The sequence below is a fragment of the Terriglobales bacterium genome (assembly GCA_035651655.1).
Lineage (GTDB): Bacteria > Acidobacteriota > Terriglobia > Terriglobales > Acidobacteriaceae > DASRFG01.
The window spans coordinates 88248-103457 of record DASRFG010000010.1; the positions used below are offsets into that span (position 1 = coordinate 88248).

The 15210-nt window shown below is 56.7% G+C and carries 12 protein-coding genes and 1 tRNA gene; 6 read left to right on the forward strand and 7 right to left on the reverse strand.

Translation table 11 applies throughout. The features are described 5' to 3' along the window. Positions 1–23: 23 nt before the first annotated feature. The 3 genes from VFA76_04910 to efp are packed head-to-tail and all read right to left on the reverse strand — an operon-like array spanning position 24 to position 1456. Positions 24–569 (reverse strand): adenine phosphoribosyltransferase, encoded by a 546-nt coding sequence (locus tag VFA76_04910; protein ID HZR31176.1) that lies wholly within the window; start codon positions 567–569, stop codon positions 24–26. Further along, the gene (locus VFA76_04915) at positions 570–863 is read right to left on the reverse strand and encodes an acylphosphatase (protein ID HZR31177.1); all 294 of its coding nucleotides are present in this window, start codon (positions 861–863) and stop codon (positions 570–572) included. It lies immediately after the preceding gene. A gap of 32 nt (positions 864–895) precedes the next feature. After that, entirely contained in the window at positions 896–1456 is a 561-nt protein-coding gene (gene efp / locus VFA76_04920; GenBank protein ID HZR31178.1) for an elongation factor P, read from the reverse strand. A 380-nt stretch (positions 1457–1836) separates the two neighbouring features. Here efp and VFA76_04925 point away from each other — a divergent pair, with 380 nt between their 5' ends. From VFA76_04925 to VFA76_04940, 4 genes are all read left to right on the forward strand, one after another. Beyond that, positions 1837–2139: a YtxH domain-containing protein gene (locus VFA76_04925; protein HZR31179.1), complete on the forward strand. Its 303-nt coding sequence runs from the start codon at positions 1837–1839 to the stop codon at positions 2137–2139. A 535-nt stretch (positions 2140–2674) separates the two neighbouring features. After that, on the forward strand, positions 2675–7006 hold the full coding sequence (locus VFA76_04930) for a DEAD/DEAH box helicase (GenBank protein HZR31180.1): 4332 nt from the start codon (positions 2675–2677) through the stop codon (positions 7004–7006). Positions 7007–7093: 87 nt separating this feature from the next. After that, complete coding sequence (locus tag VFA76_04935) at positions 7094–7462, forward strand: PilZ domain-containing protein (GenBank protein HZR31181.1); 369 nt, start codon at positions 7094–7096, stop codon at positions 7460–7462. A gap of 120 nt (positions 7463–7582) precedes the next feature. Beyond that, positions 7583–9226 carry a peptidase S10 gene (locus VFA76_04940; GenBank protein HZR31182.1) on the forward strand — a complete coding sequence of 548 codons (1644 nt, stop codon included), beginning with the start codon at positions 7583–7585 and terminating at the stop codon, positions 9224–9226. 45 nt (positions 9227–9271) lie between these two features. On the opposite strand, the gene VFA76_04945 is transcribed toward VFA76_04940, so the two are convergent. Beyond that, positions 9272–9472 carry a hypothetical protein gene (locus VFA76_04945; GenBank protein ID HZR31183.1) on the reverse strand — a complete coding sequence of 67 codons (201 nt, stop codon included), beginning with the start codon at positions 9470–9472 and terminating at the stop codon, positions 9272–9274. A gap of 806 nt (positions 9473–10278) precedes the next feature. Between VFA76_04945 and VFA76_04950 the strand changes: the two genes are divergently transcribed. Next, positions 10279–10806: a hypothetical protein gene (locus tag VFA76_04950; GenBank protein ID HZR31184.1), complete on the forward strand. Its 528-nt coding sequence runs from the start codon at positions 10279–10281 to the stop codon at positions 10804–10806. Positions 10807–10818: 12 nt separating this feature from the next. After that, on the forward strand, positions 10819–11091 hold the full coding sequence (locus tag VFA76_04955) for a hypothetical protein (protein HZR31185.1): 273 nt from the start codon (positions 10819–10821) through the stop codon (positions 11089–11091). A 703-nt stretch (positions 11092–11794) separates the two neighbouring features. Here the strand turns inward: VFA76_04955 and VFA76_04960 are convergent. From VFA76_04960 to VFA76_04970, 3 genes are all read right to left on the reverse strand, one after another. Beyond that, complete coding sequence (locus VFA76_04960) at positions 11795–12850, reverse strand: hypothetical protein (protein HZR31186.1); 1056 nt, start codon at positions 12848–12850, stop codon at positions 11795–11797. An 83-nt stretch (positions 12851–12933) separates the two neighbouring features. Beyond that, positions 12934–14157, reverse strand: coding sequence for a hypothetical protein (locus tag VFA76_04965; GenBank protein ID HZR31187.1), 1224 nt, complete (start codon positions 14155–14157; stop codon positions 12934–12936). 829 nt (positions 14158–14986) lie between these two features. Beyond that, positions 14987–15062 (reverse strand) — tRNA-Ala (locus VFA76_04970). Positions 15063–15210: the final 148 nt, after the last annotated feature.

Genomic DNA, 15210 nt, shown 5'->3' on the forward strand with positions numbered 1-15210 from the left:
GCGAGCGGCTTTAGCCGCTAAGGTTACTTGTCATAGTGCAGCAGCGAGAACACATCATATCCTTGCAACTTGTCCCGGCCTTTTAAGAAATCCAACTCCACTACAAACGCCAGGCCGGCAATCTGCGCGCCGAGCGACTTCGCTAATTGCACCGTCGCGCCCGCGGTCCCACCCGTTGCCAGCAGATCGTCCACGATAATCACTCTCTGCCCGGGCTGAATTGCATCGCGGTGGATCTCGAGCGTGTTTTTGCCGTATTCCAGCTCATAGTCCCAACGCGCCGTCTGCGCGGGTAATTTACCGGGCTTGCGCACCGGGACAAAGCCCGCGTTCAAGCGATACGCGAGGGCGGGCCCAAAAATAAATCCTCGCGCTTCGATCCCCAAAACCAGGTGTGGTTTTTTGTCGAGGTAGTATTCAGAAAGCGCATCGATCAGGGTGGCAAATCCGAGCCGGTCCTTTAGCAGGGTGGTGATGTCATAGAACAAAATGCCTTTGACGGGGAAATCAGGAACCTCGCGGATGAGTTTTTTCAGGTGATCACAACTGCCGCTACGCGGCTGGTTCATTTACCAGGCTCCCTCGATGCGAAATGTCTTCAGATCCGCGACGGGCTGGGCTTGCGATTCATCCACCGCGTCCACTCGCGCCGCCCGCGGCCCCTGCCGCAAGCGCGATCTCAGTCCCGCCAGCTGCTCGCGCGTGCCCATGGCCAGCACTTCTACGCTGCCATCGGGATTGTTGCGCACCCAGCCAAAAACTCCCAGTATGTGCGCCTCGCGTTCCACAAACCAGCGGAACCCCACTCCCTGCACGCGCCCGCGCACCAGAAAGCGGGTTGCTTCGATGTTGGTATTAGCCACAGTGAGAAATCCGAATTGAATGGTTCCATCTCTCACGCCCTCGAGAGATACGCCCCTTCCGAGGTGTCCACGCGAATTTTCTCGCCCTCATTGATGAACGGCGGCACCTGGACCACCAGCCCCGTCTCGGTCTTGGCAGGCTTGGTTACGCTGCTGGCGGTGGCGCTCTTCAGCCCTGGCTCGGTCTCTATCACCGTCAGATCCACGGTTTGCGGCAACTCAATCCCCACTGCTTTACCATCGAAGAACTCCACCTGGATCTGCAGATTGGAAATCAGGTAGTCCACGGCATCGCCAAGCACGTCTTTGCCGAGATGGGTTTGCTCGTAATTTTCCGTGTTCATGAAGTAGTAGTTGTCGCCATCGTTGTAGAGGTACTCCATCTGTACCTCATCAACCTGAATTCTCTCGATAGGGTCGCTGGAGCGGAACCGGTGCTCGAACATTGCCCCGGTACGGAGGTTCCGCAGCTTGGCCTGGATAAACGCGCGTAGATTGCCCGGGGTGCGGTGCTCGACGCTGAAGACCGAGTGCAGATCATTGTTGTGCTTGATGATCATCCCGGGACGCATTTGGGTTGCGGGTATTGCCATACTGAGGTGACTCTCCTTGCATGAATTTTCAGGTGGCGGTGCCTGCGGATGCCGCCCGGAGACCGTCCGAATAGGCGGCCAAACTACTCAGTTTACACGCTGGATCGCGAGTTTGGGAATTGCTGCCGCTCCCGACTTTCTGGTGCAGCGAAATTGTTACAACTCATAATCTCTATCCAGCGCTGCTGACGCGGATTCAGCTCTGGATATCCATTAATAGTGGGCAACATCTCCCCCGACTAGCTTTTCTAACCAACTTGACCTGGGCCGTCGTCACGGCGCAGTACCAGCCGTGCTCAACAGAAATCCGAAGGCGGGATGCGATTCTGCCGCTGGTTCGCGCTACTAACATCGTCCAATTTTGAAAGAGGTGAAAACTGATGACTGACTACGAGCGCATTGGGGAATCTCAAGCGTCATCCCGCCGTGGTGCGGGGTTGGCGATTACCTTCCTGCTTATCGGACTGGGTGCGGGTGCACTCGCCGCTCTGCTGTTTGCTCCGGATGAGGGCAAGAAAACCCGCCGGGCCCTGCGCCGTAAGTACGAAGACGCGCTGGACACCTTCGCCGAGTGGAAAGAGAGCGCAGAAGATCTCATCGAGAGAGGCAGCGATTTCGCCGACTCTGCCCGCGAGAAAGCAAGGGGAAAGGTTGAGCCTCTCCGTCGCGTGGTGCGGCGATAGCAAGGGCTCTCTTTGAGGCAGGATCGTGTGGTGCGGGAAGGCCGTGAAGTGAATTCAGGTGGGATAGGTGTGTGGTCTTACCCACTGAATCCGGGCACAAACTCCTCTATTTTTAAGCGCAACACCGCTCTGCAATTGCCGCACAAAAGCAAACCTTCCCCTGCACTGATGACTGCAACCTTCAGACTGTCGCAGTTTGCGCAACCGGTCGTCGGGTCCCCTGACAAAGGCTCTTCGGGCTGAATCGGATTCTCCTGGTCAAAGCTGCCCGTTTTTTCTGTGTTGATCTCAAACGTGCTGCGGCAGTCGGGGCAAACATGATTGAAGCAGCACTTGGGCTCGCAGGAGTAGACGATGTCACTCCCGCCGCACTGTGGACATTTGATGATTTCCTTCAGGCTTACTGGGGGCACGGAACAATTCTAAATCGGAGCAGTCACGCGAGGGATTATCCACGCCCTGAGAAATGGCAACTGACACCTGAGAGCCGCCCTTCCAAGCGAACAAATAGCGAAACAGGTGTTATACTAACAGAATGTCCGCGCTCCCCCAGGATGCTCTGAATTGGGCCCACCCCCTCGTCCGCGAGTGGTTCGTCGAGCGATTTGGTACGCCCACCGAGCCCCAGGAGCAGGGCTGGCCGCACATTCTGGCGGGCCGCACCACCCTGATTTCCGCCCCCACTGGCTCCGGCAAAACCCTCGCCGCGTTTCTCGCCTGCATTGATCGCCTGGTGCGCAAGGCGCTTGCCGGCGATCTCCAGGACCGCACGGAAGTTCTCTATGTTTCGCCGCTCAAGGCGCTCGGAAATGACATTCAGAAAAATCTGGAAATCCCCCTAGGCGAAATTCTGCAGAAAGCCGGCGAGCGCGGCTTGCTTATGCCGGAAATCCGCACCGCCGTCCGCACCGGCGACACTCTCGCCCACGAGCGCCGGGCCATGCTCAAGCGGCCGCCGCATATTCTGGTAACCACGCCCGAGTCGCTCTACATCCTGCTCACCGCCGAGAGAAGCCGCGCGATTTTGCGCGATGTACAAACCGTGATCGTAGACGAGATCCACGCCGTTGCCGACGACAAACGCGGGGCACATCTCGCCCTTTCTCTGGAACGGTTGGAAGCGCTCACCTACAAGCCGCCGGTGCGCATCGGACTTTCCGCAACGCAGAAACCTATTGAAGACATCGCTCACTTCCTGACCGGCAATGATCGGCCCGCCCCAGCGGTCGTCAACATCGGCCACAAGCGCCATCTTGATCTCGCGATCGAAGTTCCCGCGAGCCCGCTCGGTCCGGTGAGCTCCAACGAGCAGTGGGACGAAATTTACGACCGCATCGCCGAATTGGTGCGGCAGCACCGCTCCACTCTGGTCTTCGTCAATACCCGGCGTTTGGCCGAGCGGGTCGCGCATCATCTGGCTGAGCGCCTGGGTGAAGACGTTGTGGCAGCGCACCATGGCAGTCTTTCACGCAAGCTGCGCCTCGCAGCCGAAAGAAAACTAAAGACCGGCGAGGCCCGGGTGCTGGTCGCCACGGCTTCTCTCGAACTTGGAATTGATATCGGCTTCGTGGATCTGGTCTGCCACATCGGCTCGCCGCGAGCGATAGCGGTGGCGCTGCAGCGCATCGGGCGCGCCGGCCACTGGCGCGGTGCTGTTCCCAAAGGCCGCGTGTATGCGACCACGCGCGATGAGCTTATCGAGTGCGCCGCCCTGGTCCGCGCCATTCAACTGGGCGACCTGGACCGCATCATGATTCCGGACTCGCCGCTCGACGTGCTCGCACAGCAGATCGTCGCCACTTGTGCGGCCGAAGAGTGGAATGAAGATGACCTCTTTGCGCTGGTTCGCCGGGCGATGCCGTATCGCGATCTCTCGCGCGAGACCTACGAATCAATAATCGAAATGTTGTCGGAAGGCATTGCCGCGCGCCGTGGCCGCTACGGTGCTTATCTGTATCGCGATCGCGTGCAACGAAGGCTGCGCGCCCGTCGCGGTAGCCGGCTAGCGGCGATAACTAGCGGTGGCGCAATCCCTGAAAACGCGCTGTACACGGTGATCGCCGAGCCGGACGGCGCCATTGTCGGCACTGTGGATGAAGATTTCGCAGTGGAGAGCAATCGCGGCGACATCATTCTGCTCGGCAACACCTCCTGGCAGATTCGCCGCGTAGAGGGCGCCGCCGGACGTATGCTCGTCGAAGATGCGCACGGCGCGCCACCCAGTGTTCCCTTCTGGCGCGGCGAGGCTCCGGCGCGAACTGCCGAGCTTTCTGCCCACGTCGGCGAGTTGCGCGAGAAGATCAGCGCCATGCTGCCCAAGACTTCGCCGCTGGGAATTTCGCAGCACCATCCCGAAGTGGCCGAAGCCGTGAAATGGTTGAAGCAGGAATGCGCACTCGATGACTCCGGCGCCGAGCAGGCGATCGAATACATCGTGCAAGGTCGCACGGTTCTGGGCGCTGTTCCCACGCAGGGCACAATCATTGCCGAGCGCTTCTTCGATGAGGCCGGCGGCATGCAGCTCATCATTCACGCTCCCTTCGGTGCCCGCATCAACAAGGCGTGGGGGCTGGCGCTGCGCAAACGCTTCTGCCGCAGCTTCAACTTCGAACTCCAGGCAGCCGCCACCGACAACGGCCTGAATATCGCGCTCGCCGAGCAGCACAGCTTCCCGCTTGCCGATGTTTTCAATTTTCTGCAGGCTGAAACTGTGCAGTCAGTTCTCGAGCAAGCCGTCCTCACCGGCTCCCCAATCTTTGGCACACGCTGGCGCTGGGATGCAGGACGCGCATTGGCGCTGTTGCGCTTCCAGGGTGGAAAGAAGATCCCGCTGCAGATTCAGCGCATGCGGTCGGACGACCTGCTGGCCTCGGTGTTTCCTGATGTAGCTGCCTGCCAGGAAAACATTTCCGGCGACATTCAGATTCCGGATCATCCGCTGATCCATGAGGTCATGAAGGATGTCCTCACCGAGGCCATGGACATTGACGGCTTGCGTGACGTGCTGCGCGGCATTGCCGACGGCCGCATTCGCTGTATCGCCGTGGATACACCAGTACCCTCCCAGTTCTCGCATGAAATCCTGAACGCAAACCCGTATGCGTACCTCGACGACGCTCCGCTCGAGGAGCGTCGTGCCCGTGCCGTCGAGATGCGCCGCGTGCTGCCCGAGTCAGTGCTGCAGGAAGTCGGCCGCTTGGATCCCGCCGCCATTGCCCAAGTGCGCGAAGAAGCCTGGCCCGATGTGCGCGATGCGGACGAACTTCACGACGTGCTGCAAACGCTCATTGCCTTGCCCGAACAGTTGCCTGTGCTTTCGCAGCCCGCGCCGGCTGCTACCTGGAGCTACCATTTCGAACAATTGCAGGCCGTGGGACGCGCGACCCGCGCACGGCACGGTGACATCACTTTCTGGCTGGCCGCCGAACGCGCCAAGAGTTTTGCGCAAATTTTCCCTAATGCAATTTTTGAAGCCCAGCTTGCGGACGTACAAGTCGCTGTTCCCTCCCCTGACGACGCGCTGCTCGCATTGGTGACCGGCTGGATGGGCCATATCGGACCAACTACGTCGGCAGAGCTCGGCCAGACTTTGGGCTTGCCCGCGAGAGAAATCGAGAAGACTTTGCTGCGCCTGGAGTCCACTGGCGCGATTCTGCGCGGCAACTTTACGAGCAGCCCCGCCAGGCCTGAAGAAAATCGGCAGGATGCCGGCGCCACGACTACCGAATGGTGTGAGCGCCGCCTTTTGGCCCGCATTCATCGCCTCACCCTGGGCACACTACGCAAGCAAATCGAGCCCGTCACCGCCGCGCAATTCATGCGCTGGCTGTTGCGGTGGCAGCATGTCGCCCCGGGCACTCAAGTTTCGGGCGAGCGGGGCACGTTGGAAGTCCTTCGCCAGCTCCAGGGTTTCGAGGTTCCCGCCAGCGCATGGGAGCGGCAAGTGCTCGCGCGGCGTATCGCCGATTACGATCCCAAGCACCTCGACCAGCTTTGCCTTACGGGCGCCGTCGGTTGGGGACGCCTCTCGCCTCATCCCGCAACCTTGGAGGACTCCGCCGAGGGCCGACGGCGCGTGGTCCCAACCAGCGTAGCGCCCATAACGTTCTATATTCGCGAAGAGTCCGACTGGATGTCGCCCCGCCACCCCGAACACCAGGACGGACGCGGGTTGAGTGCCAGTGCTCGCCAGGTAATGGAATTTCTACGCCAGCGCGGCGCATCGTTCTTTACGGACATCGTACGTGGCACCGAGAAATTGAAAGCTGAAATTGAGACCGCTCTCTGGGAGTTGGTTGCTGCCGGAATCGTTACCGCCGACGGCTTCGACAACCTGCGTGCACTGATTGATCCCAAACGCCGCGCCGGGCAAGGACACGGCCGCTTGGCTCGTCCTCGCCATAGTGCCGGACGCTGGGCGCTGCTCTATGCTGGCGAACCGGCGGAACACACGCGCAAGGTCGAGGCCGCCTGCTGGATGCTGCTGCGCCGCTACGGCGTGGTGTTCCGCGACCTGTTGGCGCGAGAAGCCATGCTTCCCAAGTGGCGCGAGTTGCTCATGGCTTTCCGTCGGCTCGAAGATCGGGGCGAGGTCCGTGGCGGCCGCTTCATCAGCGGATTTCTGGGCGAGCAGTTCGCATTGCCGGTAGCCGTCGAATCGCTACGCGCATTGCGCAATGAAACATCCCGCAATGCCGCGCCGCCGGGCGAGGCCATCACGCTCTCCGCCGCCGATCCACTCAATCTTGTTGGGGTGATCGTGCCCGGTGAACGCGTGCCCGCGATTTCCGGCAAGACCGTTACGTTTCGTGATGGCGTGGCGGTCACGCCCGAGCCTACCGCTATTCACGCAGCGACCGGCGACTGAATTTTCTGCCTGAGCAGTGGCGAATTGGGAACGATCACACTTTGGTAATTTGAGCTGCCGCGAACACCCGCATAACATTCCCATGCCATGCTCAAGGCGACCCCCGCAGACCCCGTCATTTATTTGCCCGCTCGACGCTGGACCCGTAATCGGGTTGACGTTCCCATCCGCATCATCATGCAAAAGGCGGGCAATAGCCGAATAGTGAATGGACGTGGTAAAGAGATCAGCGAGGGCGGCATGGCAGTGTTTGTCGGCGAGGAAATCGCCACCGGAGAGAAAATCCAGGTGGAGTTCACGCCGCCTTATGGTCATCCGATCCGGGTGGACGGCATCGTCCGCAACCGCCTCGGCTATCGTTATGGTATGGAATTTCTGTTCGTCAACGAGCAAGAAGAGGCCAACGTAAAAAAGCTTCGCGCCTTTCTTCGCAGCGCCGCCGGACTGGAGAAGTAACCAATTGCTATCGCTTCAGCAGAGATGAACCTCGCTTCGTCCCACTGCTCTCCGTAATCTCACTCTTGAAGGTATAATTTTCCGCCGTCTTCTCGACCAACATTCAAGATCGGAGCTGCGATGCGTTCTATTCTTATTGTTTGCATTTTGGTTTCTGCCCTCGGCGTGGCCGCCCAACAAAAGAATCCCCCAAAAGCGCAAGTTGAAAAAACGCCGCAGCAGAAACCGGCTGAACAGCCTCAGCCCACCCCGGCGCAGGAAACAGCCCCTAAACCACCGGAAGCGCCCAAGCCGCAGGCAGCCGCGCCGCAACCGTCCGAAGGCGAAGAACGCTATGACATGACGGAGATACCACCCGTCGTTACCCATCACCAGATCACGCTAAACGGCAAGGTCCTCCACTACACCGCCACCACTGGACGGCTGCCCATCAAACGCGCTGACCAGACCGCCATTGAGGCCGAGATGTTCTTCGTGGCCTATACGCTTGACGGTCAGGACATCAACCGGCGCCCGCTTACCTTCGCATTCAACGGCGGCCCTGGCTCCGCTTCGGTCTGGCTGCACATGGGAGCGCTCGGCCCCAAACGCGTCGTGCTGCAGCCGGAAGGCTTTATGCCTCCAGCGCCCTACCGCTTGATGGATAATCCGCAGACCTCGCTCGACCGCACCGACCTGGTGCTGGTGGACGCGATCGGAACCGGCTGGAGCCGCGCTGCCGACGCGAAGGCGCTGAAGAAGTTTCTCGGCGTCAAAGGCGACATCGAGTCTTACAGCGAGTTCATTCGCCTCTATCTCGCTCGTTACGACCGCTGGAGTTCACCCTTGTTTCTTTTTGGCGAGAGTTATGGCACCACCCGTGCCGCGGGTATCGCAGGCTATCTGGCTGATCGAGGCATCACCTTTAACGGCTTGGTGCTTATGTCGATGGCACTCGACTTTGGAACGCTGGAGTTCACCAAAGGCAACGATTTGCCCTACATTTTGATCCTGCCGTCGTACACCATGGCGGCCGCTTATCATCACAAGCTCCCTCCTGAACTCACCCAGGACCTCGCCAAAACCCTGCAGGAGGTCGCGAACTGGGCCTCAACCGGCTACGCGCAGGCATTGGCGAAAGGTGATGCGCTTACCCCACAGCAGCGCCAGGCAACAATTGATCAACTCGCGCGTTACACCGGCCTTACGAAACAGCTGATTGACAACGCCAACCTGCGCATTGACGTCAGACAATTCACCCACAATCTGTTGCTTGACCAAAAACTCCGCGTCGGCCGCCTGGATACGCGTTTCACCGGCCCCGATCCGGAGGGTCTGCTGGACACCGATTTCTACGATCCCACGGGTTCGGCCATCGTTCCGCCTTTCACGGCCATGTTCAACAATTATGTGCGCACCGACCTCGGGTATCGGACTGATATGCCGTATAACGTCTTCTCCTATCGCACCGTGGAGGCATTTTCGAAATGGGACTGGGGCTCGGCGGCAGAGGGATTTCCAAACACTTCCACGGCCTTGCGCCAGGGCATAACCAAGAATCCCTACCTCAGAATTTTAGTCATGGAAGGCTATTACGATCTGGCAACACCGTTCTATGCGGCTGACTACACCATGGACCATCTCGATCTCACCGCCAACCTGCGCAAGAATGTCTCTTATGCGACTTACGATTGTGGCCACATGGTGTATCTGCGGATGGAAACGCTAGCCAAAATGAAGCGTGACTTTTCCGGATTTATAGATCAATCCATTCCGGCGCAGTGAGAAATTGTTTTATGAATCATTGACTCAATTCTGAAGGCGGTCACTTCAAGGGGCAACATCGTTCAGAGGAGGACCGTCAGCGGTGGCGGTCACGCCCAACTGGATGCGGCTGGCACGCTGCATTTCGTGGATCAGCCCGTCCGAAGCATCGTGAATGTCGCCGGCCATCACCGATCCAGCCGCCAGCGTAAACTTCAAAGCGTCACTGGGGCTCTCAAAGTAGAGGATCACTTTCTTTGACGCCATTGGGACTCCTCCCCGAAAACGGTCGGACCGAGCTGTGCGTGCAAACCTGATTGTCGGGAATTTTCTGCTGCCCGGTAAGTGACCCTCTTGGTACGACGTGGGTCCAGATTAGCGGCCTGGGGCACCTGGGGAATACGAGTTTTTACGTTGTCTAATCCGGCAAAGCCCGAACAGCAGGTTCCGCTAAGTTGTTGAAGGAGTGGTGGACCTGGTCGGGATCGAACCGACGACCTCTTCATGCCATGCAGAAAGAATGGCAGCCGGTGATTGTTTTTCAAGCACTTAGTAACCGGAACATCGGGCAGAAACGGCGCATTCGGCGTTATTTCCAGCCAATTTCCGGCCAAAGTTGTCAAACGAAAGTCAGACGGGCTGCATGGGCGGGGGCTCAGGAGTCCTAGTTACAAATCGGAACGAATCGTTCGCGGATATCGGGTGATCAGAATACGTGGCGGTCGGCGGGGTGGCTATTCATTTGAATGGGCGGCCGAAATATGTCAATAGCCAAAGCGCAATGGGTAAACATTGATTAAGGATTGCCAGCCCGCCATGACTCGTTTTAGATCATATTGAGTCCGGGTTGGCAGCCGCAGCCATCGTCCGAAGCCGCGAAGATCCAGACTTCCAAAATCTGCATGTCTTAAGCTTGCGTGACTCAGGTCGCCTATTCGGAGACGTGGCAACCGATAGTTCTCGTAAACAGCCCTTCTGATTACGTGCTGGGTTGGCTAGGATTGTGAAGCGGAAACAGGTCTATAATTCAGGTGGTCCGCGAATTAATCATTGCCCCATGCGGAGGGTGCAGCTTGAGCCTTTTCCGATTCACAGTCACGAGCACTACTATTGAAGTGACCCATCAGGCACGTCCCGCCCAATACACAAATTGGTTATTGGACCTTAATGGCTACGACCATACCGCCCACAGAGAGATAAAGCGGGCCATGCATGCTTATCTGGACAATAACAGGACTGCCACGGCCCGTGACATCGCGGTGGAAGGTCCCGGCGACATGTGGTATCCCGTATTTTGGCCCATCCACGATTGCTTGGATTATGGTGGAGATCCGCAAGAGGTTCGCCGCAATGCCGGAAAGTTTCTCGGACTTATTCTGTGGGAAGTGATGCTTGCGCGGAATGACGAGTGGCAATTCACGAAATACCCGAAGGATATGGAAAACGAAGATTTCTACGTTACCCACTACTACTCCATCCCCCGCTACATCCATGCCGCGATTGGAGAGCGGCAGCACCAGAATCGCTTACGGCACGGCAGAACCAGCCCAGGGCCCGAAGAACTGGCCCGGCAGCTGACCCAGAAATGGCGACATGGTTGAGTCCGCCGCCTAGTGGGAACCGGCTTCGAAAGTGATGTTCCCAAAAGCCAACTGCTTCCGGCTATTAAGGTTTATATTGGTCTCATGAATATCCTCTATTTTCTCTGCAGAAGATTACATTTGGTCAGCCAGCTGTACGACGAATCCACGAAACCTTTTCGAGAAGCGGTGCAAAAGATTGAAGCCGGGGAGCCACCGTACGTCGACAACCGCAACCCGGAAGATGACGATGTGAGTGAACCAGCCTTCCTTGAAGAGGCGCTGCGGGCCTTGGAATCCATTTAGGTGATCGGACATTGGTCACTTTGCATGGTCCAGGGTTCCCTGAAAGCCTATTTGTCAGAGTACGTCCATGAAATGGACAGGACTTTTCGAGGTCTTGGGAGATTCGATGCAATTACTTAGCTTATTGGAGGGCCATTACCGCTGAAAGACCCCATGCATCATGAACCTAAAAATAGGGGAGATTGCTCGTGTGACTTCGACCGTACTCAGCAACGGGTTGGCTGTTTCTTATGGCTGTTGAGGGGGACTATCCTGTTGTGAATTTGATCGGGCCTGTCCTGAATCCTCGTTCGCTCGGAATCTGCCATTGCGCACGATCCTTGTAGGAACACCATCTACCTTAGAGGGAATTTCTTCAATCGTCGCTTTTGAGGCCGACTTGTCAACGTACACTACAAGAATAGGGAGATTTGAATCGGACTTCGTCCGGCCAACGCCGACTCCAAGGATCGATGGGTTTGATAAGAACTTATTCCAAAGTTTATTCTTGGCTGCCTCCACCCGCGAGGGATCGGCGGTCGAAATTGTGCTCTTCTTACCGGAATCCGAGGTCTTCTTGCCTTCTTGTGTACAGCCAGGCAATGAACTCGCGAAAACTAGAAAGCACAGTGCACAACTGACGTGCTTCAAGCTGGCCATCATAAGGACACTTCCATACCCTCTTACATGATATACCCCCCCTCAAGAGCTAATGTCTCGGTGATCAATGGCAAGACTCCGGACGTTCGATTTCATTCCACCCGTATGCTCTAAAGGGTTCGGTTTCAATGATTTTAGTCGCTACACCGTGGTATTCGGTACCGCCCTGAGCTGAGAAGGTGATGCCAGCGGCACCAGTTGCGGCCGTCGCCTTTCCTCGCTCGACGTAAACAATCAGCACTGGGTTTCGTTGGTCCTCCGTACGTTTGGCGACCCCAACACCTAAAATAGCCGGATTCGATAATATGCGTTCTGAAAGTTGATTCATCGCAGACGTCGCCTGGGTGTTCTGCGGAGCGGCAGCGTTTTCGGACTGCACTTGTATACTCGCCTGTTTACTCCCCAAGAAGGTCAAGGGGTGACCATATACTTTCGACAGCTCGTTCAAGACCGGACCAATTGGAGTGGCAAGGGTAAGGCTGTCGTTACCTGCGAACAGCAATCCGACCGGAGAATGAGACGTTTCTGTTACCACCAGCGAGCCAGAATCACCGCCAGCGCTGAAGGCGCTCGACTTGCCCTCGATGACCATCAAATCTGTGAACGGAGCGTCTGATGGCCCCTCGCTCTTACAACCACCACTGTAGTCCACCTTTAAGTTTGTCGGATACGTTTGGATTGACCCCGCCGTCAGGCCGGTCGTGCGACCGCTCTTGAGAACCGACAAGCCAGCCACGGGAGCAACGGTTGAGTTCGATGGTTGACCAATGCTCAGGATTTTCCCCTCTGAATCCATTTTGCCCTCGAGAATCTCGGCAATAGCCGCATCCACGTTGCTCGACAATGGCGGGGCAGCAGTAAATTTGGCCACAGCCCGCGGTGTGGCACATGCCGTGTCTATAAGTCCGGGCTGGGAGATTGGGTCGCCCGGGGTGGCCTTCCCAAGTAAACCTAGGACATGATTGTTGCTGAGGATGAACTTCTTGGTGCCGTCAGTCAACAGGGAGCCAAGTGTTCCTGAGCAGCACTTGTCCGACGTGGAATCTTTGATGTTTCCGCCTGAGCTCCCAAAATAATCCGTTTGTTGTCTTTGGGGATTGGTGTTTTGCGCGGCGGCCACTACCCAAAGGCAGAGCACACTTGTCAATAACCCATGAAACAGCTTCGAAGGCATATTCACTCTCCCCTTTGTTTATTAGTTACTTATTGGCTGGCTTTACCAGTGCCTGACTGCCCCTGCGAAGTTGAGTTCTTGTTTAGTAAATTCCAACCTTTCAAAGTTAACGCCAGTGCGAAACGAGCGGTCGTGCGGTGGATTGGATCCAGCTTGCCAGTGAAAGTCGCTGGTATCGTTTGGCCCGCTGCAGTGAATCCGGGCGGAAAACCAGAAAACTGTCCGATATGCACGGCCGGAGTAGCGTAGAAATATCTCCACAGATGAAACGAAAAGCCTGCCAAAAATCCAATGCGGGTAGCGCCTTGGTTTCCCGAACCCAATTCAAATGCCGGCCCGAGGGATATGGCGCACCCAAAAGTTGTATCGTCCGGCAGACACACCTTGTCGAGCCCACGTAGGCTAGGTATCTTTATGTCGATCAAGGTGGCAAATGCTGTGCGCACGGGACCACCGTTGTTGACAGCGAGTACGGCGTTCGCGCTCTGCGGCACATTTCGGCGCTCATAGGTACGCGATGGCAACATCGTAATAAGATAGCCACCAGAAGCAGCAACAATTGTAGACACCGGTTTGTATGTCACTTCGCATTCCACCCCAACGGATTTTCCGGAGCTGTCTTTGTTGACGCATGCGTCGGTGGTAACGCCGTTGTATTGCTCCAGCAGAAAAATCGAGTAATCGTTGAGTGGTTCCAGAGTCGTCGAGAACGAAAAGTTGTGAGATTTATTTTCAGCGGAATCCCACTGCGATTTCAGGCCTTCGTAATACTTTACCCGACCAAGGAGAGCAGCGTCGCTGCAGGCTCCCTTCTTCGTCTCGAGCTGACTGATCGAATCCTTCACAGCGTCGTAAGCAGCGATTGTTGCCGCAAGCTCGATATGGTGCGGAGGTGTCGCGTTATTGGCGGTAGGCTTTAACTCCGGTTTATCGAAAGCGTCATCCAGTTGTTTGATTGCGGATGACAGATCCGTGCATTCTGGCGATCTGTTTAACGTTCCGCCACTAGCAACAATGCCCGGAGCGAGGTCGGATGCAGAACGTGCATGAGCTGCTACGCGGGCTGAATACGTATATAGCATGTCATTGACACGGATCACTGTAACGGTGACAGGGGTGGACTTATCGACGGTGATGGGGGGACTCGTAGGTTGTTTTGTTATCCAGTCGATTGTAACGACTTGTTGTGCCACGGATGGGACGCTGAGGATAACTACGGCAATCCAGCAGTGACGCAACAGTCGTTTATTCATGGCATCCACTTTCAATCGAGGCTATGACGGAGGGGGTGAATTTTATGCAAAAGGACGGCGTCTGCTATCGGGCACCTTGGATTTGTTCGTTATTCAGAACGATTCACAATAAGAACAGAGTGGGTGGAGGAACATTAAGGCATTGGTATCAGTTACATACATCGATAGCGCTGGCATCTAGTCGCTCTACGATTCCCCCAACTATTTTGGTTCATTGTAATACGATTATTCCTGTTTGTGGAACAACGTAATACGATTATTCTTGTTTTTGGAACAACCGCTGTCTTGCGAAGCCGCTTAATGTGGCGCGATTGGTCCAGCTTGGCCGCACGAATCTCGTTCATCGGCAATGAAACGGGCTCCAGGTCATTGGATTTCTCCGCTTGCGTTATGCGGAGAAACCAGCCAAAATAGCTTTGGGTTCTGAGGCGTGGGTCACTCCGCGCTTTGGATTAGCCCCGGCAAAGGTAGCAACCGATGCCGGGGCTGTGTTAGCGGCTATGGTCTAAGGTGGAACAACGGAAACATCCACCGTGGGGCCGTGAGGAGTGAAGCGAATCTTAACGATAATGGTCATTGCTCGTTCCTTTCTCTCGCCGCCCAGTGTCTGACTCACGCGTTTAAGACAGTACCAGAGTTACGTCCGTATGGACGTCCGGTGCCACGTCAGCCGTCACATGTTGGAACGTTACAGCCATGTGCGAATGGAAGCAAAGCGGACTGCCCTTGAAGTTCTGGCCGTAAGCACCAAAAGGGCGGGTTATGACACAAACTACGACACAAACGCGTTGGCCGTGAATACTCGCCCTCTCTAACATGTTGAGGGATTTGGTGGACCTGGTCGGGATCGAACCGACGACCTCTTCCATGCCATGGAAGCGCGCTCCCAGCTGCGCCACAGGCCCACGCGCCATCGAATGGGGCTGGTGGGATAGGCAAAGCCCCTAATTCATTCTCGCCCACGAGTTCGGGATAGTCAATCTGCCGTCCCCGCTTTCCCAAATGATGGCAAAGGATTTATCCTGCTGTGATAGGCGGCACGTCTTGTCCGGT

Excerpts from the sequence above, each read along its gene's own strand:
- VFA76_04910 (HZR31176.1), bottom strand. The coding sequence starts at position 569 with ATGAACCAGCCGCGTAGCGGCAGTTGTGATCACCTGAAAAAACTCATC.
- efp (HZR31178.1), bottom strand. The coding sequence starts at position 1,456 with ATGGCAATACCCGCAACCCAAATGCGTCCCGGGATGATCATCAAGCAC.
- VFA76_04925 (HZR31179.1), top strand. The coding sequence starts at position 1,837 with ATGACTGACTACGAGCGCATTGGGGAATCTCAAGCGTCATCCCGCCGT.
- VFA76_04930 (HZR31180.1), top strand. The coding sequence starts at position 2,675 with ATGTCCGCGCTCCCCCAGGATGCTCTGAATTGGGCCCACCCCCTCGTC.
- VFA76_04935 (HZR31181.1), top strand. The coding sequence starts at position 7,094 with ATGCTCAAGGCGACCCCCGCAGACCCCGTCATTTATTTGCCCGCTCGA.
- VFA76_04940 (HZR31182.1), top strand. The coding sequence starts at position 7,583 with ATGCGTTCTATTCTTATTGTTTGCATTTTGGTTTCTGCCCTCGGCGTG.
- VFA76_04945 (HZR31183.1), bottom strand. The coding sequence starts at position 9,472 with ATGGCGTCAAAGAAAGTGATCCTCTACTTTGAGAGCCCCAGTGACGCT.
- VFA76_04965 (HZR31187.1), bottom strand. The coding sequence starts at position 14,157 with ATGAATAAACGACTGTTGCGTCACTGCTGGATTGCCGTAGTTATCCTC.